The organism is Phycisphaerales bacterium AB-hyl4 (genome assembly GCA_041821185.1).
GTDB classification, from domain to species: Bacteria; Planctomycetota; Phycisphaerae; order Phycisphaerales; family Phycisphaeraceae; genus Natronomicrosphaera; species Natronomicrosphaera hydrolytica.
Window position 1 is genome coordinate 94,205 of the sequence record JBGUBD010000007.1, and the last position, 17,887, is coordinate 112,091.

Here is a 17,887-nt window from a genome sequence, read left to right on the forward strand (position 1 = left end):
GATGCATAAACCGCCTCGCTCATGGACATGGCGATCGCGCCTCACTCGCGCCGCGGTCTTTCTTGTCGTGCTTCTTGTGGTCATTGTCGTCCTGCGCCCAGGGGATGCTGAGGATGGGGAGCATGCCAGGCAGCGCGCAGCGGAATTAGTCCGCGCCGTTGAGTCTGATGGGGGGATTATTTCAAAGGATGCATGGCCGGCCTCCTGGTTCGAGGATCCTCAAACCGCGTCCGAGTTGGGCATCACCCAATTCGACGAGGCGGGTTCTTTGAAAGACAAAGTCCGTGCCGGTGAGCTGCCGCCGGTGGAAGAGCGGCTGCCGGCGGACCCCATCGTGGTTGAGCCTTACGCCCGAATCGGCGCGTATGGCGGGTGGGCCCGAATCGCCGGCTGGGAAACATTCTACTTCAGCCACTACGAAGGGCCGATGCGCATATGTCCCCAGGGGGCGACCGTACGGCTGAACCTGCTCGAACGACTCGTAATGTCCGAAGATGGAAAAGTCTTCACGCTTCACCTCAGGCCCGGCGTGAAGTGGTCAGACGGCCATCCGCATACCGCCGACGACTACATCTTCTGGTTTGAACACATCAACCGGAACTGGGAACTCAGCCCGCTGCCGCGCGAGCCGTTCGACGCGCCTGGCACGCGGATTACCAAGGTGGACACCTATACCGTCCAATACGAGTTCGAGTCGCCGCATTTCTACTTCGCCAACGACCTGGCCCATAGCGGACATCGGTTCCGGGTTCCCGCGCATTTCGCGAAGCGCTATCATGTCGACTTCGTTGAATCCGGGGATTTGAAGGCCAGGGCCCAGCGACTTGGCTTCATTAACTGGATGGATTACTTCAGCGCCGTTGTGGAACAGGGCTATCGTGGCAGCACCGTATTCAACCGTCCCACGCTACGCAGCCATCAGTTGGTCCGACGACAGCAACAGAACTTCTACTATGAACGCAATCCGTACTATCCGAAGGTCGACCCGCAGGGGCAGCAGCTGCCTTATGTCGATGGGATTACACGAATCCTTGGGCTTCGGCCGGAGATCGTGACGGCGCAGATGGTCGCCGGCGAGCTGACGATGGCGGCACTTGCCTTCGACGCCAGTTCCCTGCCGTTTCTGCTTCGCAACGAACAGCGGGGTGGGTACACGACCTATCTCTGGACTGAGTACCTGGCGTCGGCGTTGTCCATCAGCATTAATCAAACGTTCGCTGACCCTGCAGTGCGCGACATCCTTGCCGACGCCCGGTTTCGTCGAGCGCTCTCGATGGCGATCAACCGTCAGGAGATCAACGAGGCACGCTACTTCGGGCTCGGACGCCCCGGACCGATGTTCGTGCTGCCGACGAGCAAGTTCTACGATGAGGACACGTTTCGCCAGGCGCATGGTGAGTACGACCCGCAGGCGGCGAAGGCGCTTCTTGACGAGGTGGGCATCGTGGACCGGACCGGCGACGGCCGACGAAATCGGCCCGGCGGGGGCAAACTGAATCTCGTGCTCGAACAACCCGGACACCACGACCCCACGGTCGAAATGGTCCTCGAGCAATGGCGGGAGGTCGGCCTGGACATCCACCTGCGCGTCGTGCCGGGCTCGTTCCTGAGGATTCGCGCGGAGAGCAACCAGGTGCACATGGGCACGGGGCCCGGCGACCGCGTTGGCGACACGCTGTTCCCCAACGAGCCGATGTGGTTTCTTCCGTTTCGGCAAGGGCGCGACATGGTCACCTGGGGCCAGTGGGTGCGATGGTTTCAGACCGATGGGCAGGAAGGGCAAGAGCCCACGTCTGAAGCAAAAGACCTGATGAGATGGTGGAACGAGATGCGTTCCCATCCCGATCGCGCGGAGCGGATCAAGCTCGGCAAGCGCATCATGCAAAGCCAGGCCGAGCACGTATGGGCCATCGGCACCGTTGGCTTGACGCCTCAACCCGTGGCGGTCGCGAACCATCTGCACAACGTGCCCAAGCGTGGCTATTGGGGCTGGGACACCAAGCTCAATTACCCGTATCACCCCGAAACACACTTTATGACCACTCCGTCACCGTAGACGCAAACGCCCATGCTCAACTACGCCATAAGACGCACGTTCGTCATGCTCCCACTGCTGCTACTGATTTCCGTAGTAGTGTTCATCCTGATGGAATTGCCACCGGGCGACGCCGTCTCCGCGATGGTTGAGGGCTTGGAGATGGACGGCCAACCCGTGTCCGAGCAGCGCGTCGCTGCGCTCCGGGCGCGCTACCATCTCGACGATCCCCTGCACGTGCGCTACCTGCGGTGGATCACCGGCTTCCTGCGCGGCGACCTTGGTCACTCGATCACGCTCCAGCAGCCGGTCAACGAACTTGTATGGGAACGCCTGGGCTATACGGTCCTGATCTCGCTGCTGTGTGTGCTGTTTACCTTGATCGTCGCGTTTCCCATCAGTATCTACTCGGCGATATGGCAGTATTCGCTCTCGGACCATGCGTTTACCGTCCTGGCATTTCTGGGCATGGCTATCCCCAACTTCGTGCTGGCGCTGGCACTGATGTATGTCGGGCACCGGTACTTCGGATCGAGCATCGGCGGCCTCTATTCCGTCGAGTTCGAAGAAGCGCCGATGAGCTTCGCAAAGATGCTGGATCTATTGAAGCACATCTGGATTCCCGTGGTGGTCATCGGCACCGCCGGCATGGCGGGACTTGTCCGCACCATGCGCGCCAACCTGCTTGATGAACTGCCAAAGCCCTATGTGGTCGCAGCCCGGGCAAGAGGGTGCGGGCCGATGAAACTCGTTTTGAAATATCCCGTCCGCATCGCGATCAATCCCTTTATCAGCACCGTCGGCTGGCTGCTGCCAACATTGTTTTCCGGTGACGCGATCGTCGGTGTCGTACTCAACCTCCCAACCATCGGCCCGTTGCTGTTGGCCGGTGTGCAGAACCAGGACATGCAGCTCGCCGGCAGCATCATCATGATCCTGAGCATTCTTACGGTCATCGGCACGCTGATCTCCGATTTGCTGCTGGCGGTGGTCGATCCACGAATTCGTTACGAGTAGGAGCTGATGCGATGAGTCCAGAGTTGAAGGACGAAACAGCCGCCGAGCCTTCCAGCGAGAACGTCGATGCGTACGCCTCGCATCGGCAGCTCGTGTGGCGACGCTTTCGTCGGCATCGGCTTGCCATGATCGGCGCGACGATTCTGCTGACGTTCTATCTGGCTGCGCTGCTTTGCGAGTTCGTCGCGCCTTATACGCCTAACGCTCGTCACACGGACCGTGTGTTCGCCCCGCCACAAACGCCTCGCTTTATCGATCAGGGCGGCCGCTTCCATTGGCGTCCGTTCGTTTACGCCATCGGGGTTGAAGATCGAGCAGCCGCGACGTCTCGGGAATATCAAGTCGATCATTCCATCAGGTATCCACTGCAGTTGTTCGTGCGCGGTGACGCGTATCGTATGTGGGGGCTGTTCAATACGGACCTGCACCTGTTCGGCGCCGAGGATGGTTACGTTCATCTTCTGGGAACCGATTCGCTGGGCCGGGATCTTTTCAGCCGTATTCTCTACGGCGCGCGCATTTCGTTAACCATCGGCCTGGTGGGTGTGCTGCTCACGTTCGTGATCGGGATCGTGCTTGGCGGGGTCGCAGGCTACTTCGGGGGTATCGTCGACAATGTGGTCCAGCGAATGGTGGAACTGCTGATCTGCATCCCACAGCTTCCGTTGTGGATGGTATTGAGCGCCGCAATCCCGCTGTACTGGCCGCCGGTGGCTGTGTACTTCGGCATCACCGTGATCCTCTCGTTCATTGGATGGACAGGCCTGGCGCGTGAGGTGCGTGGCAAGTTCCTCTCGTTGCGTGATGAAGACTTTGTCGTGTGCGCCCGCCTTTGTGGTACCAGCGAGATGACGATTATCCGCAGGCATCTGTTGCCTTCATTTATGAGCCACATCATCGCCCGCGCTACGCTGGCGATCCCGGCCATGATCCTGGGCGAGACGGCGCTGAGCTTTCTGGGCATCGGCTTGCGACCGCCGGCCGTGAGTTGGGGTGTCTTGCTTCAAGATGCGCAGAGCTTCGACGCGATGGCGCTTTTCCCGTGGCTGCTGGCGCCTGCCGTGTGCGTGGTGATCGTCGTGCTGGCGTTCAACATGCTCGGCGACGGCTTGCGCGACGCCGCCGATCCGCATGCCTCATGAAAGTTATGAGACAACGGGTTGAGCTGGGTTATGACGCCTTGTCGATCTGCCTTACGATCGCTGCCAGCGCGGAGCAGGGAAGCGCTAGCCATGTTTCAGCCGCTTTCTTCTTTTCCAGCGAGGCTTCAGGATGAAAAACGGGTGCCGCATGCCCCGGGACATCCGCCCGACGAACCGGCCTATCGCAATGTGTCCCTATCCGGTCGCAATTTGGAATTGTCGCCAGGCAGTGGTGAAGTATCGTTGTTGCTGGAACATCATGCGCAGTGACATATGACAACGAGTCAACATGATGGTTGTGGGCACACGGTGTTCACTGGCACGTCCTTGAGAATCATGAAGAAGGACAAGTTCATGGTAAACGTATTTGGAAGAAGATGGTGACAGGCGCGATCGGCGCGGCCGCAGTGTCGATGAGTACGACCGTCGCGAGCGCTGCATTTGTGCTGGCCGACGACTTCGAAGGGTATACACAAAACAGCACGGCCATTGGCTCCAATGGCTGGATCGCAGGAAATTCCAGTTTCCTGACCGCAGTGGCCGATCCATTGGACCCCTCCAATCAGGTCGGCAGAGCGGCGGGGGCTTCAAGCGCGGTAAGGCTCAGGGGCGTAATCATTACACCCACCGTGGAGTTCATCGATCAGGTACCGGCGAGGTTTCGGTTCAGGGGGTAAGTCACTCTAAGAGGGCGTGTTGTTGTATTGGGTATGTGATGCGTATCCACTTAACGGCTGACGGATTCCTCTTGAACAGTGGCGTGCTCAACATCCCACTTGGGTATCGGATCGTTGAACGATTGCCAACCGTTCGGCCCCGTTGCCATCTCGTCGTCATCAAGCAAGGCGCTGTCGAGCAGCACCTCAATCGTCTTCTGCTCCATCTCTTGACCGATAAAGACGATTTCCTGGCGGCAGTCGCCCACCTCCGCGTCCCATTGACCCTCAATCCATTGCCGTGTCTCCGGATCGTCCGGCCAAGTGTCGCGCGACACGGCGGCAAACCAATAGCCCGCGCGGTCAAACACCATCGATAACCCCGCCTGCGACCACACCCCGCAATGCTGCGGACGCGTGGCCAGCCACAAATATCCCTTTGATCGCAACACGCCCGGCAGACCGTTGTCCAGCATTTGCATCAACCGTTCGGGGTGGAACGGCCGCCGCCGACGATAGACGAAGCTGGTAATGCCATACTCTTCGGTCTCCGGCGTATGAATACCATTAAGTTCCTTCAGCCAGCCGGGCATCTGCGACGCCGCCGACTCGTCGTACAAGCCAGTGCCTATCACTTGATCCAATGCGACCTGTCCATGCTCGGCTCGCACGAAACGGGCATCGGGGTTCAGCTTGCAAAGCATCGCCTCCAGTCGATCAAGGTCGGCTGGGTCGAGTTGGTCGGCCTTGTTGATGACAATGACGTTGGCGAACTCGATCTGATCGGTCAGCAGGTCGACAAGGTTGCGATCGTCTTCTTCACTCACGGCCGTGCCGCGATCGAGCAGCGCGTCTTCGCTTCCGAAGTCATTCATGAAGCTGCCCGCGTCGATCACCGTGACCATCGTGTCCAGTTCGGCCATATCGCCGAGGCTGTGGCCGTCTTCATCACGAAACGAGAACGTCGCCGCGACGGGCATGGGCTCGGAAATGCCGCTGGATTCGATCAGCAGATGATCGAATCGCCCGCTCCGCGCGAGCTTGGCGACCTCCACGATCAGGTCTTCGCGCAACGTGCAGCAGATGCAGCCGTTGGTCATCTCCACAAGCTTTTCATCGGTACGACTGAGCTGCGCGCCACTATCGCGCACAAGGTTCGCGTCGATGTTGACTTCGCTCATGTCATTGACAATCACCGCCACGCGCAGGCCGGCGCGGTTGTTCAGTACATGGTTCAGCAGTGTGGTTTTGCCGGCTCCAAGGAAACCGGATAATACGGTCACGGGCAACTTCGTTGTCATAGAACTATCTCCATTTACAAGGTGAATGCAGCATTGTGGTCAGCGGCGTTGCTGGTGCGGCGTCGCCACATCGGCCGGGAAGGTTGTGTTGTCAGGCTTTGGCTGGCCCTGTGGCGAACGGCATGTCGGGCAGTATCCGTAAAGCACGATTTCATGAGAGCAGACTTCAAACTCCGTAGGGACAAGCCGATCTAGGTTGCCGGGGCATCCGTGCGTGTCGAACACCTGTTGGCACGCGACGCATTGGAAGTGGTGGTGATGCTGTTTGGACGCCAGTTCGTACCGCGTGGGTTCGCCGGGTAGTTGCACCGCTCGCAGCCAACCCTCGGCGACCTCGATATTCACCGTGCGGTAGACGGTCGCCAACCCGAGGCTCGGCATCTCCTGCTGCGCCAGAACATGTGCCTCCTGCACCGTCAGAGCACGATTGGTCTGCTTGAATACCTTGCAGACCAAGTCGCGTTGTGGCGTTCGGGTCATCACATTCAGCTTCCAGTCCAGGTTCCCTCGAAACATTCCGACAAAAGGAAGCGCCGCCGCTTTCGAGGCGACGCTTCTCGTGAAAATCACAACCGTTCTTATGCATCTGCAAGCGTTCGTCTGCGCCGAATCAGCATCGACGCCGCTCCCAGGCCCAGCAGCGCGAGGCTGGCGGGTTCGGGCACAACATTGGTCTGGACGTAGTTCGCGCCGGCGAGCAGTTGCTCATTGGACACGTTCAACCCGAAGACCATCCAGACCGGGTTGGCGGCCGTGGCGAGTTCGACAGACGGATCGGTCGAACTGTTGAACCATTCGGTCTGAATGAAATAGATACCGCTATCCCCCGTCTCGCTTACATCAGCGCCGTTCAGTGAAAAGAGGAAATGGTTGTGATGTCGCCCCCAGTTGCCCGTGCTGCTCGGATGGCTGACTTCGTCCCGCACGCCCGAGGCGACGCCTGCGACGAATCCTTCGTCGGAAGTGGCGCTGGTCGGGCCGAACGACGCGGTCAACGTTTCCTGCGTGTCAGGGGAAAGTGCAACGAACGTGCTGCCGTCCCACTTATGCAGCGGGCCAAGCAGGTTGACCCCAACGCTGCTGGGTGTGTTGAACGTGCCCGGCCCGGAGTTGGTGCCCCAGTCGACCAGGCCATCCTGTCCGCCCTGTCCGAAGTGCTGGTGGAAGACCTGGCTGGGCTCGAAGCCGAGCAGACCGCCGTCACGGCCGGTGTACCAGCCGGTGACGAGTTGGCCGTCGTGCACTTCCAGGCCGACGTGGTCGTCGACAAACGTGTTCGCGGCGACGAAGGCCGGGGCCGCAGTGAGCGTCATGGCGGCGAGTGTGCCGCTTATTGTCAGTTTTCGCATCTCGAATCTCTCCTGTGCTTGCTATAGTGATCGTGTTCTCTGTAACGGGGTTCTTGGGGAGTACCCTTCCCCTCGAACCCTTTTTCAATGTTTCAAATCAGGTTGACTGAACTGGGTTTGCTGAAAAGCCGGTGCACCTCCTTTCGCGTTTTTGCGACCGCGACGTATCAACATGAATCCGACGCCCGCTGCCAGCAGCGCGACCGACCCCGGCTCGGGAACGATGTGGGTTTGGACGTAGTTGAATGCGATGGCCATCTCGGCCTGATCGACGACGCCGTGATGGCCGATCAGAATCCAGAACGGGTCGGACGTGCCGTACTCGCCGAACTTGGATCGGTACGTGTCCGCCAGTGCGTTGTCGGTGCTGTAGAGTTCCAGTTCGAGCAGGTAGATGGCTTGACTGCCATGGATGGGATTGTCGAGCCCGTACCAGTAGTGGCGGTGAAACTCGCCGTTGGCCGCGACGTTGACCGTGAAGCCTTCGGCGAAGCCGTCGCCGCTGGTCGCGCTGGCGGGGCCGTAGGACACAGACTGCGTTTCTTCCGTGATGGCGTCGAGAGTTCGAAAGCCGTTGGCCTCGCCTTCCCAGAGTCGTAATGACTCGCGGAAGTTGAATCCGATGGCCGAGCTTGGCGCGAACGCGCCGGGCAGTGAGTTGTAGCCCACGTCCACAACATTCGGAAAACCGTCGGCTCCGAAGTAGCGATCGAATACACGCTGGATCACGACCGTTTCCTCGTCCACCACTTGTCCGGTGACGATGTGTCCGTTGTGTTCGATCAGACCGATGTCGCCTTCGTGCAGGCTTTGGCCATGCGCCACACCTGCCGGTAGGCCGACCATGAGCGCTACGCCAGCCAGCGTTGCGAAACGTCTTCGTATGGATGCTTGTATGCGTTGCATTGGCATGCTCCCTTTCTTTGGGGTTCAAGTTGTTGCTTGTTTACCGTGCCGTTAGTGGATTGAAGTTGTTGTCATCGTTGCTGCGGTACACCTCCTTGAATGCTTGTGCCTTGGCGTGACCATCGAGATAGCCCCAGTTCGCCACCGATTCCCACGACCGCTCGGGACCGCCCCGCGCGTTGATCTGAACATGGTTGGAAGCAGCGATGGGCGGGTTGTCTGGATTGCCGTTGGGTGGGCCGGGCCACTGTTCGACGTGCGGGTGGTCCGCGCCGGCGAATTGACCTTCATAGGCCATGATCAGAAATTGAACTGTCGCGCTCGGCCGTGCCACCTCATCGATCTTGCGATAAGGCAGTGGCGGTGCGTGAGGCTCAAGCAGGAACGGGTCGGGATAGCTGGCGGAACAGAGGATGTTGTTGATGCCATAGCTCGTTCGGCGTCGCAACGTGCCGCTCGGATCGTTGGGGATTGGGTCGCCAGCGGGGTAGGGGCCCCAATGTCGGCTGTCATCCAGCGGCGAGCGTTTGACGATCTGCGAGCCGTACGTCTTGAGCGTTTCGAACCAGGGTTCATGATCGCCGTGCGTGCTCCCGCCGTGCGAAAGGTTGGCTTGAATCATCAGGCCGTCGTTGTCGACCACGTACGCCCAGTGCGCAACCTGCATCTGCCGAATGTTGCTCAGACAGTTCATCGCCCGCGCCGCATGCCGCGCCCGGCTGAGCGCCGGCAGCAGAATGCCGATCAGAACAGCAATGATGCTGATCACGACCAGCAGTTCGATGAGGGAAAATCCGGTTGTGGGCTGATACCGACGTTGGCGCATCGTTGCCACTCATCTTTCACGGAAGGCGTGGGGGAATCCTGACCGCTTACGATTGCCGACGTCGGCGCAAGAGAACAAAACCCGAGGCGACGGCAACAGGATGCCGACAAGCAGCGCCATGATGGCCAGCACGACCAGCAGTTCGATCAGCGTAAAAGCACGCGCACGACGGACAGACATCCCGCACCTCATTCAGGGGTGGTGGACCGACACAAAATCGGCGAACGATCAAATGAACCACGTCAGGCAGAACGTGAAAGCCCAGGTGGGGCGCGAGCGGCAGCGGAGGTGGGGCAATTTGTTGGAAGGTGTAAGGTCGGCTTGAACACAGCAGGCGTCGAGGCGAGATCAAACGCAACGTTGATGATCGGCGCGGGTAGTGCCTGCTGCTTGATCGACCCGATCAATGCACACCAATCGCACTCGTCCGGCGGCGCGTCGACCGGAGTTGCAGGCTGCGAATGATCATGTGTATGCGAGGCGCAACCGCCGGATGTGGAAGTTGAAGCGGGAGGGCCGTGCGCGATGGTGTGATGCAGCAGATCGACCGGGCCTGTGCTGACGCACAGCCAGAGGGCAATCAAGGGAATGTGCAAGCGACACCAAATCATGTTCGGCCAATCCCTCCTCTCTATCGCCACCACTCGACTAACCCGCGCCGCCTGCCTAGCCAAAGCGAGGGGGCGGCGGATTAATGATAATGACTTATCAATACCAGTCAAGCCTGCTGGGATGCTCGCCTTCGGATTGGCTGCACGCCTCGCGTATGACTTCCTTCCACTGTCGCTGTTGCGGCGGTGATCCAGCGTCGTTCAGAATCTTTTAATGTGCAGTGCAGCAAAAAGGGCGATCAGGTCGGCTTGGGCAAGACCGCGCCGTCAAGCACTGGCGGCAGACGTGGCAGTACGAACAACGTACGTTTTATGCATTCCAGGGGAACCTTACATGGGCTCCGCGTGAGTTGACCGAGCGTGAAACGTACGGCACGTGGACGCAGAGCGTTTATCAGGTGGACGACAGCCCGCGCTACGCCGGCTTCGGGCGATGGGTACACACGGGCAACCTCTCGCAGTGGGAGTCGAACGAAACGTGGCGTCCGTTGCCTCGTCGCGAGTGGACGCAGCGCGATGATTACCATGTACTCGTCGGCCGCAATCGCCACACGATTACGCCCGCCGGCTGGGTGCATGAACAGGACAACTACAAGCTCGTGCTGAGCGGCGATACGGACCAGCCCGTGCTCGCACGCGAGGTGGGCTTGAATCGATACGAGCGCGTAGACGACATCGACTTCACTGCCGGCCGAGACTACTGGCAGCGCACAGAAAACTTCTGGCGCGAAGTGCGGCACGCCTGGGCAAACCTGTTTGAAACAGGCGAACCCGTGCAGTTGAAACGTCGCGTGGATGACAAACCGCTCTGGCAGCACATGTTCGCTTATGCCAATGCGATTGACGACGATATTCCTACCGGGTCAGAGGCACGGCTATTCATCGATGAAACGCTGGCACGGTTCCTGGTATGTGAGTAATCGAGGCTCGTCCACGCCCCACGGCAACGGCGTCGAAAGGCGGCGTTGCCGATTCAACATAGCCCGATCTCTCTCGGCCGACTGGTTCGCTCGCGGCCGCGCTTGTTTCAGCAACTCGTGGCGCGGTTGTGAGCAACCAAAAATCACGGCGGAAACGATGCGGATTGTTTAACGAGTCAATCATACAGCGGGCTGATCGGACTGATCGGCTTCGACTCCAATGCAATGCTCGTGTCGATGCGGAAGTTGGCCTCGGTCGTATGGCGCTCGGCAAAGAACATGTCGAGCGTGGCATTTTCGCCGGCGGTGAAACGTCTGCCGTAGCCGGGCCCGTCGCCGCTGAGGTAGCTACCGGACTTGATCCAGCAGCCGACGATGATCTTGCCTTCATGCGGCCCCGTGCCTGCGAGCAGGCGGGAGTTGCCCGTAAGATTGTCGTGCTTTTGATGACTGCCGTCTTCGAATTCGAGTACGACGTTGGATAGATCGTTATCCGAACGGGCGAGCACGGTGGTCACGTGAAACTCGGCGCTCATGGACGGATCGTTCGCGCCGCTGCCCGTGTAGCTGGTGTAGGTTTCGCGCAGGTCGAGGTCGATATAGTGATCGCCGACCTGGATCGGACAGTTGCCAGCCAGCCCCAGTGCATGCCATTGCTGGTGCAGTTCGTGGCGTTCGCTGCTGCTTACTGACTTGACCAGATCGCTGGTGGGGAAGTCGTTCTTTTCGACAAACGCTTTGCCGTCGAACAAAAGAACCGAGCCGGTGATGGCCTGGTGGACACCGCCGAGGTCGATGACTTTGACGTCGTTGATGTAGACCCAGACGTCGTCGTCGCCGATGAAGGTGAAACGCTGGCCGGGCTGATACTGAAATTCGGTGCGCAGTTCGAAAGTGAAGTGATAGTTGTGGCTAAGGCCTTCATTCCCGTAGCCCGTATCATCGAGTGGGAAGAATGCGTTGGTCGCGTAGGAGAACACGCCGGGCTGATCGGGCATTTCAGTGAGCGTGAGTGTGTAAGGATGGCTGGTGTTAACGTGGGGCACGTCGCGATACCACTGGGCGAAGGTTTCGGCCGACTGGATGGTATCCTTGGCCGGTCGGTTGGGGTTGTAGACGGGCTTACCGTCTTCGCCGAGGTGCATGGTGGTCATGCCGGTGACGTGGCCGAAACGGTTCATCGCCCCGGCAGTTTCAAAGTCGGGATGACCGCCCGGCCGATCGCCGCGCTGAAAATCGCGTAGCGTCCCGGTGAGTTCCATTGTGTTGTCTGCAAAAGCTGGACTGACCGCCAGCGCACCCATCGCCAACATTTCCAGAAGCCCGTGCCGCATGGTGATAACTCCGGAATCATGCCTCCCTGGTCAACGGCCTGACATTCGCTTCCCGTACGCACGGGGTGGTCGTTGACTGTTTTCGGAAGGTGAAGCCATACAATTTGCCTGCGATGCCGGAAGAGCAGATGTCGTATGTTTTGCCTTGTTTGCCTCGGCCGTACGACATGACGACTTCGATCGGTGCAATCGGCCGAGCCGGTAAAATGCATATCCGCGCGATTGCAAAGATCGGCTGGGCGTGAGGAACCATGCCGAACCAATTTTCAAAAGCAAGGTGGAACGATGATTCGACATCCTTCGGATGCGATGACGCCAACGTGTCGGGCAGGCAGTCGCTGCTAGCGTTGGGCATAGGCCGCCACATCATCGCTTTCGTCGGAGTGTCGGTGCTCACGGCGTCCCTCCCATAGCGGCGAGTTCCCGGTCAGGGGGGTGTTAAGGCGACGTATGGGGTACCTTCCCTGTCGAAGTTGGAACGGGCGCACTGTTTTGTTCATGAACTTTTGCTGGGTGAAACGGCCCTCACGCGGTTAAGACGGCCTCGCTGGTTGAAAGGTAGAAGCGGTGTGGTTACCATCTGTCGCTTCGAATGATCGTGCCGGGCGAGTGCCAGAGCGGCCAAATGGGGCGGACTGTAAATCCGCTGGCTTATGCCTTCGCAGGTTCGAATCCTGCCTCGCCCATTCATCACAAACCCCAGCCTTTTCAGAGGTTGGGGTTTTTCTTACGCCGGCCGGGCCAGCGCCATCGCCTTTGGGTTTTCCGCATCTGTCGGCATGTGACGGACCGTCGGCATGATGGCCTGCACTGACATCGAAGCCTGCTCGCACACGATGACAGGACAGGGCGGGTTTTACTTGCTCTGGCGCTTGTGTAGCAGATAAAGTTTGATCTTCGAACCACCACCACGGGGAGTTTGCCATGCATCTGAAACGGTCCATTCTGACAGCGATGATGATGCTTCTGATCGCGTCGGGGGCATACGCGGCGGGGACGATGTTCGAGAACCGGACGGCGCAGCAGGCCTGGAGCGATATGAGCGGCAGATCGAGCGGGCCGAGCAGGAGCATGCCGAGGCGGTGGAGCGGGCGACGACGCAGTATCGCGAAAGCCTGGAGCGGGCGCTGGCAGGGGCGTTACGGTCGGGTGAGGCGGCTGACGCGCAACGAATACAGGGTGAGTTAGATCGTTTGAACACCATTCCGGGATACAGTGGTCCGAGCCGCGTCCGCAGCTTTCTTGCGGCAATCGCCGGCCGAAGTTTCACGACCGGCACGCCGGCAGCCGGTGTGGCCACCCTTGAAGCCGACGGGCGATTTCTTCATTCACACCGATCGTGGAATGGGCGCGCCGGCACATGGTCAGCGGTCAGCGAGCACGAAGTCGTGATCGAGACGTTTGACAAACGCGAGTGGCGGATGATCTTCAGTGAGGATCGTAACCATGCGGTGCTGGTGCTTGAACGAGGACGCGGGCCGACGATGGCGCGGTCGCGTGAGCCATGATCATGCAGACGCCCAAATCAGCCTACGCCGCTAACCTTCCACCCCGTACCTCGCAGCGGGGGCGGTCGCTTATCATGCGGCGAGTGACTTCGCGCGGTCGGCCGACGCCACCCGTGCCCGTGGCACATCGTTGTCCTGGACCGCGACACGTTCGATGGCCGTTACGATCATGCCCAGCTTCGTGGCTTTCGCGGTCGCGTTGGCTGGGGTAAGGGCTTCGACCGACAGTGCGGCCGACTCGCCGGTTTCAGGGTCCACGCCTTGTACGGTGTACCAGGTCATGGCGCACCTCCTTGTAGAGGCACCACCCCGCACCTTCATTATATCGCAGCCCATCGGCACTTTTGTGTTGCCAGCCATTATGCGGGAAAGTTTCGGAGGTTTGTCTGGTGGGCGAGGGGCCCGGTGTCGGTGGTGAGCGGTTGGATGTAGGGGTTCGCAATGCGGGGGCCGTTGAAGCGTTCGACATTGGCACCGTGGATGGTAAAAGCGGCGGTGTCGGCGGTGCTTTGTGAGAGGATGAATCGGCCTTGGGTTGCTTCGGTGTGGTTGCCGCCGTGCGTATCGACCGTGGGGGCGGAAAGGCCGGGGGTATGGAGGTGGGTGGCTTCGAGCTTGATCGTGCCGCCCGAGCCTGCGCCGCCCGTTCCGCCCGAGCCGCCAGCTCCACCGAGGCCGCCCTGACCGCCGGCTCCACCCGGGCCACCGGCAAACCCAGGGAGCCCGCTGATACCGGGCCAGCCGTCGCCTTCCCGGCCGCCGGGCGGTGCCGTACTGCCCGGGCTACCGCCTCCGCACACCTCTCTGTGCGCAACCCTACGTGCACAAGACCTCGAACCACCCACTTCTCCCCAACCTCTTCACTCCTCCATGAAAAACATTGTCACACATGGCCGGGGCGGGTCAATCACACTCGTCCGCATCAGCAAGATTTCCACGGTGGCGGTATTGTGTTAGAACCCAACTTCAAGGGCAAGCATGTGAAGATTGCTTGAAGTCCGCCCCGGTTCAGGCGGCGAGGTCGGGTGAGCATGTAAGTGTCATCTGATCACGATTTCCGTGGCCCGCTGGCGCGATCGGGGCCGGCCGAGAGTCGTTTTTTCGAGAATTCCGCGGTGTGCAGGCGGTTATTTAACATGCCCTTAGTTTTTTATCGGCCAGCCTTCAGCCCCGCAGGTTGACGCAGAGTACATTATGCGACAGATTTAACTAACCTAGCGGTCATCCTTGGCGGGAGATTGATCCTGGCAGCGTTTATACTCGGCCACGATTGGCTTGTGAGCAGTCGTGGCTGTGAGACCCCATTTTTGGGATCCGATCTATGAATAGTTTTTATCGTCTCTGTGGTGGAACAACTTTTGGCAATGCTGGCCGAGACGAACGGCGTACAACGCGTCTGATCGGTTTTTTCGCGCTGAGCATTGCGGTGCTGCTGTCGCTGGCAGGGGCGACGCCGACGATCGCGGATGAGCCGGAGGAGCCGGTCTCGTTCCGGGCGGATGCGTTGCCGGCGCCGACGGCGACCGGCGTTGCACCGCAGGCCCAGCGGGCGGTGTTGCGGGCGTTCACGCGCGACCATCCGAACATTCGCATCGAGCGTTTCACGATGCCGACGATCGAAGGCGGCGGGATGGACGCCGGGCCACTGATGGCGATTGCGGCGGGTTTGCCGCCCCACGCGATTTACGTCAACTTTCGCCAGAGCGCGACCTATATCAATCGTGGTTTTTTGACGCCGCTGGAGATTTTGCTCGCCCGGGTGCAGAGCAGCAACCCGGACGTACGAGCGGTAGATGACGATGGCAACTGGGTGGCGGACCCGACAGAGGAAGAGGTGGCCGCGGCGTTGTCGGCGATACGCGAGCGTGTGGCCGACCCGGTTTGGCCGGTGATCTACCGGCAGGCCGACCGTGAAGGCGTGGGCGATGGGGAGCACGTCTGGGCGCTGCCTCAGAACACGCTGGTCAAGGCGTTGCTGTATCGACGAGACTTGTTTCACGAAGCGGGGCTGGACCCGGATCAGCCGCCGAGGGACTGGGACGAGTTGATGGCGTATGCGCAGCGCATGCGCGTGCCCGAGCGGAACCAGTACGGTCTGATGGTGCCAGGGGGCAATATTGTTTCCTACGGCCTGTACGACCTGCTGGTGGCCAACGGCGTGCGGGCCATGGAGCAGGACGAGGAGGGCAACTGGTACGCGGCGTTCAACACGCCCGAAGCCGCCGAGACGATCATGTACGCCTGGGATCTGGCCAATGGTTCGTTCGAGCGGGACGGCCGGACGTATGACAGCGCCATGCTGGTCGAACCCGCCGGGGCCATCCGCGGCTTGATGTGGGAGCGCGGACAGATCGGCATGCAGTTCGCCTACCTCGACCAGGATCTGATGGCGACGATCAATCCGCAGTTGGTGGGCTTGGCGCCCGTCCCACAGGCGCCGCGGGGGAGCGTTGGCTCGGAAATCAATGCCCGCATGCTCGGCGTGTTTGCCGACGCGACGCCGCAGCAACAACTCGCGATCATGAAGTACATCTGGTTCCTCACCAGCGACGAAGCGCATGAGATCCGGACGCGAGTGTTCGTGGAAAGTGGCTACGGACAGTTTGTGAACCCGGACTTGCTGGAAAAGTTCGGCTACGACGACCTGCTCGCTCGCGTGCCCGCCGGTTGGCGAGAGACATTCCAGACGGCGATGGAACATGGCGTGCCCGAGCCCTACGGCCGAAACACGCAGCACATCTATCGCCAGATGTCCGTACCCATCAACTGGGCGTTGAGGGAAGACCTCGGCGGCATCACCCGCGAAGCCGCCCTGTCGCGCATTCAGGATCGGCTGGACGAGGCTGCCGACCGCGTCGACCGGCACGCCCTGGGTGAGATTCCCGAAGACGAAATGGCCTTTCGACGGTTGCTCGGCGGCGCGGTGATGGTGACCATCTTCATCCTGTTCGCCGGCTCGCTGGCGTGGGTCTGGCGATCGTTTACCAAAGCTGAGGTCAACACAGGCGAAAACGTGCCGCTGAGCCGCTTCTTCTGGGGGTATGTGCTGCTGGCACCGGCGCTGACGCTGATCATCATCTGGGACTACCTTCCGCTCTCCGGCGGGGCGCTGTTGTCGCTGTTCGACTATGAGCTGGTGATCGACAGTCAGTTCGTCGGCGTGGACAACTTTGCAAACATACTGTTTGACGCTCAGTTCTGGTCCTCGTTGGGGCGGACGTTTTACTTTGTGGCGTTGACGATCGGCCTGGGCTTCTGGCCGCCGATTCTGCTGGCGATTCTGCTCGATGAAGTGCCTACCGAGACGTTCAAGTACATCTTCCGCACGATCTTCTACCTGCCGCAGATCGTTTCGGGCGTGATCATGATCTTCCTCTGGCGTCAGCTTTACGAGCCGTCGTCTTCAGGCTTCCTGAACCAGATCGTGCTGAGCCTGAACATTCTCGACCCGGTTAGCGCGACGCTGTTCAAATGGGTGCTGCTGGGGTTGTGGTTCTCGCTGATCTGCCTGCTGATCTGGCTGCCGATCCGGATGTCGGAAATCGGCAAGGGCATCAAGGTCGCGTTGTGGTTGGGCGGCTTGTCGCTGCTAGCGGTGACGTTCTACCCGCTGCTCACGGCGTACATCGGGCCCAGCGAGGTCGGCATCGAGGCGATCGTGCAGGCCGGGGGCGATCCGGAAGCGTATCGTGGTTTCTCGGCGGTGCTCGCGGCGTTGGGGACGTTGTTCGGCCGATTCCAGCTTGAGCCGCTCGGCTGGATCGCCTCGCCGGAGATGGCGATGCTCTGTGCGGTGATTCCGATGATCTGGGCGACCTCGGGCCCGGGCTGCATCATTTACCTCGCGGCCATGAAGACCGTGCCCCGCGATCTGTACGAAGCCTCGGCGATCGACGGGGCGGGGGTGTGGCACCGGATCTGCTACATCACGCTGCCGCGGTTGAAGTTTTTGATCGTCATCCAGTTCATCGCGGCGGTGATCGGCTCGTTCAAGGGCGGCACGGACTTCATCCTCGCGCTGACCGGCGGCGGGCCGCAGGACGCGACACGCATCCTGTCGCTGGAGATCTTCGAACGCACGTTCATGGACCTTCAGTTCGGCGTGGGTGCGGCGATGGCGTGGTTCCTTGGCGGCATGCTCATCGTGTTCACCGCCTACCAGTTGAAGATGCTCAGCCGAGCGCAGTGGCGTGCGGCGGGCAGTAAGGAATGATGACAGCGTGCAATCGGCCGGCCCGCGCGGCAGCGTTTGCAACGCTTGCACGCTGACGCCGGCATGCAT

General features: G+C 60.3%; 18 protein-coding genes and 1 tRNA gene. 9 read left to right on the top strand and 10 right to left on the bottom strand.

Annotated features, from left to right (window positions below):
• Positions 1–268: 268 nt before the first annotated feature.
• The 5 genes from ACERK3_12690 to ACERK3_12710 all read left to right on the top strand — a co-directional run bounded on the left by ACERK3_12690 (position 269) and on the right by ACERK3_12710 (position 4,871).
• The gene (locus ACERK3_12690; GenBank protein MFA9479142.1) at positions 269–2,056 is read left to right on the top strand and encodes an ABC transporter substrate-binding protein; all 1,788 of its coding nucleotides are present in this window, start codon (positions 269–271) and stop codon (positions 2,054–2,056) included.
• A gap of 12 nt (positions 2,057–2,068) precedes the next feature.
• Positions 2,069–3,052, top strand: coding sequence for an ABC transporter permease (locus ACERK3_12695; GenBank protein ID MFA9479143.1), 984 nt, complete (start codon positions 2,069–2,071; stop codon positions 3,050–3,052).
• 11 nt (positions 3,053–3,063) lie between these two features.
• A complete protein-coding gene (locus tag ACERK3_12700; protein MFA9479144.1) occupies positions 3,064–4,194 on the top strand; it encodes an ABC transporter permease in 1,131 nt (376 codons plus the stop codon).
• Between the two features lie 90 nt (positions 4,195–4,284).
• Positions 4,285–4,464 (top strand): hypothetical protein, encoded by a 180-nt coding sequence (locus tag ACERK3_12705; GenBank protein MFA9479145.1) that lies wholly within the window; start codon positions 4,285–4,287, stop codon positions 4,462–4,464.
• 107 nt (positions 4,465–4,571) lie between these two features.
• Positions 4,572–4,871, top strand: a complete 300-nt coding sequence (locus tag ACERK3_12710) for a hypothetical protein (protein MFA9479146.1) — start codon at positions 4,572–4,574, stop codon at positions 4,869–4,871.
• Between the two features lie 50 nt (positions 4,872–4,921).
• Here the strand turns inward: ACERK3_12710 and zigA are convergent, their stop codons facing one another.
• The 6 genes from zigA to ACERK3_12740 form a co-directional block, all read right to left on the bottom strand.
• Positions 4,922–6,151 carry a zinc metallochaperone GTPase ZigA gene (gene zigA / locus ACERK3_12715; protein ID MFA9479147.1) on the bottom strand — a complete coding sequence of 410 codons (1,230 nt, stop codon included), beginning with the start codon at positions 6,149–6,151 and terminating at the stop codon, positions 4,922–4,924.
• A gap of 39 nt (positions 6,152–6,190) precedes the next feature.
• Complete coding sequence (locus tag ACERK3_12720) at positions 6,191–6,631, bottom strand: transcriptional repressor (GenBank protein ID MFA9479148.1); 441 nt, start codon at positions 6,629–6,631, stop codon at positions 6,191–6,193.
• A gap of 98 nt (positions 6,632–6,729) precedes the next feature.
• Positions 6,730–7,500 (bottom strand): PEP-CTERM sorting domain-containing protein, encoded by a 771-nt coding sequence (locus ACERK3_12725; GenBank protein ID MFA9479149.1) that lies wholly within the window; start codon positions 7,498–7,500, stop codon positions 6,730–6,732.
• Positions 7,501–7,584: 84 nt separating this feature from the next.
• Positions 7,585–8,406: a PEP-CTERM sorting domain-containing protein gene (locus ACERK3_12730; protein MFA9479150.1), complete on the bottom strand. Its 822-nt coding sequence runs from the start codon at positions 8,404–8,406 to the stop codon at positions 7,585–7,587.
• A 40-nt stretch (positions 8,407–8,446) separates the two neighbouring features.
• Entirely contained in the window at positions 8,447–9,232 is a 786-nt protein-coding gene (locus ACERK3_12735; GenBank protein ID MFA9479151.1) for a type II secretion system protein, read from the bottom strand.
• A gap of 9 nt (positions 9,233–9,241) precedes the next feature.
• Positions 9,242–9,412: a type IV pilin protein gene (locus ACERK3_12740; GenBank protein MFA9479152.1), complete on the bottom strand. Its 171-nt coding sequence runs from the start codon at positions 9,410–9,412 to the stop codon at positions 9,242–9,244.
• A 652-nt stretch (positions 9,413–10,064) separates the two neighbouring features.
• On the opposite strand from ACERK3_12740, the gene ACERK3_12745 reads away from it, so the two are divergent.
• Positions 10,065–10,763 carry a DUF6607 family protein gene (locus ACERK3_12745; GenBank protein ID MFA9479153.1) on the top strand — a complete coding sequence of 233 codons (699 nt, stop codon included), beginning with the start codon at positions 10,065–10,067 and terminating at the stop codon, positions 10,761–10,763.
• 176 nt (positions 10,764–10,939) lie between these two features.
• Here ACERK3_12745 and ACERK3_12750 read toward each other — a convergent pair whose 3' ends face one another.
• Together ACERK3_12750 and ACERK3_12755 are read right to left on the bottom strand one after the other, a co-directional pair.
• Complete coding sequence (locus ACERK3_12750) at positions 10,940–12,097, bottom strand: fibro-slime domain-containing protein (GenBank protein ID MFA9479154.1); 1,158 nt, start codon at positions 12,095–12,097, stop codon at positions 10,940–10,942.
• 16 nt (positions 12,098–12,113) lie between these two features.
• Positions 12,114–12,494 carry a hypothetical protein gene (locus ACERK3_12755; GenBank protein MFA9479155.1) on the bottom strand — a complete coding sequence of 127 codons (381 nt, stop codon included), beginning with the start codon at positions 12,492–12,494 and terminating at the stop codon, positions 12,114–12,116.
• 206 nt (positions 12,495–12,700) lie between these two features.
• Here ACERK3_12755 and ACERK3_12760 point away from each other — a divergent pair.
• Both ACERK3_12760 and ACERK3_12765 read left to right on the top strand, forming a co-directional pair.
• A tRNA-Tyr gene (locus tag ACERK3_12760) sits at positions 12,701–12,783 on the top strand.
• 204 nt (positions 12,784–12,987) lie between these two features.
• Positions 12,988–13,605, top strand: coding sequence for a hypothetical protein (locus tag ACERK3_12765; protein ID MFA9479156.1), 618 nt, complete (start codon positions 12,988–12,990; stop codon positions 13,603–13,605).
• A gap of 72 nt (positions 13,606–13,677) precedes the next feature.
• Here the strand turns inward: ACERK3_12765 and ACERK3_12770 are convergent, their stop codons facing one another.
• Together ACERK3_12770 and ACERK3_12775 are read right to left on the bottom strand one after the other, a co-directional pair.
• Positions 13,678–13,887, bottom strand: coding sequence for a hypothetical protein (locus ACERK3_12770; GenBank protein MFA9479157.1), 210 nt, complete (start codon positions 13,885–13,887; stop codon positions 13,678–13,680).
• 77 nt (positions 13,888–13,964) lie between these two features.
• Positions 13,965–14,405 (bottom strand): hypothetical protein, encoded by a 441-nt coding sequence (locus tag ACERK3_12775; protein ID MFA9479158.1) that lies wholly within the window; start codon positions 14,403–14,405, stop codon positions 13,965–13,967.
• Between the two features lie 521 nt (positions 14,406–14,926).
• On the opposite strand from ACERK3_12775, the gene ACERK3_12780 reads away from it, so the two are divergent.
• Positions 14,927–17,818, top strand: a complete 2,892-nt coding sequence (locus tag ACERK3_12780) for an extracellular solute-binding protein (GenBank protein MFA9479159.1) — start codon at positions 14,927–14,929, stop codon at positions 17,816–17,818.
• Positions 17,819–17,887: the final 69 nt, after the last annotated feature.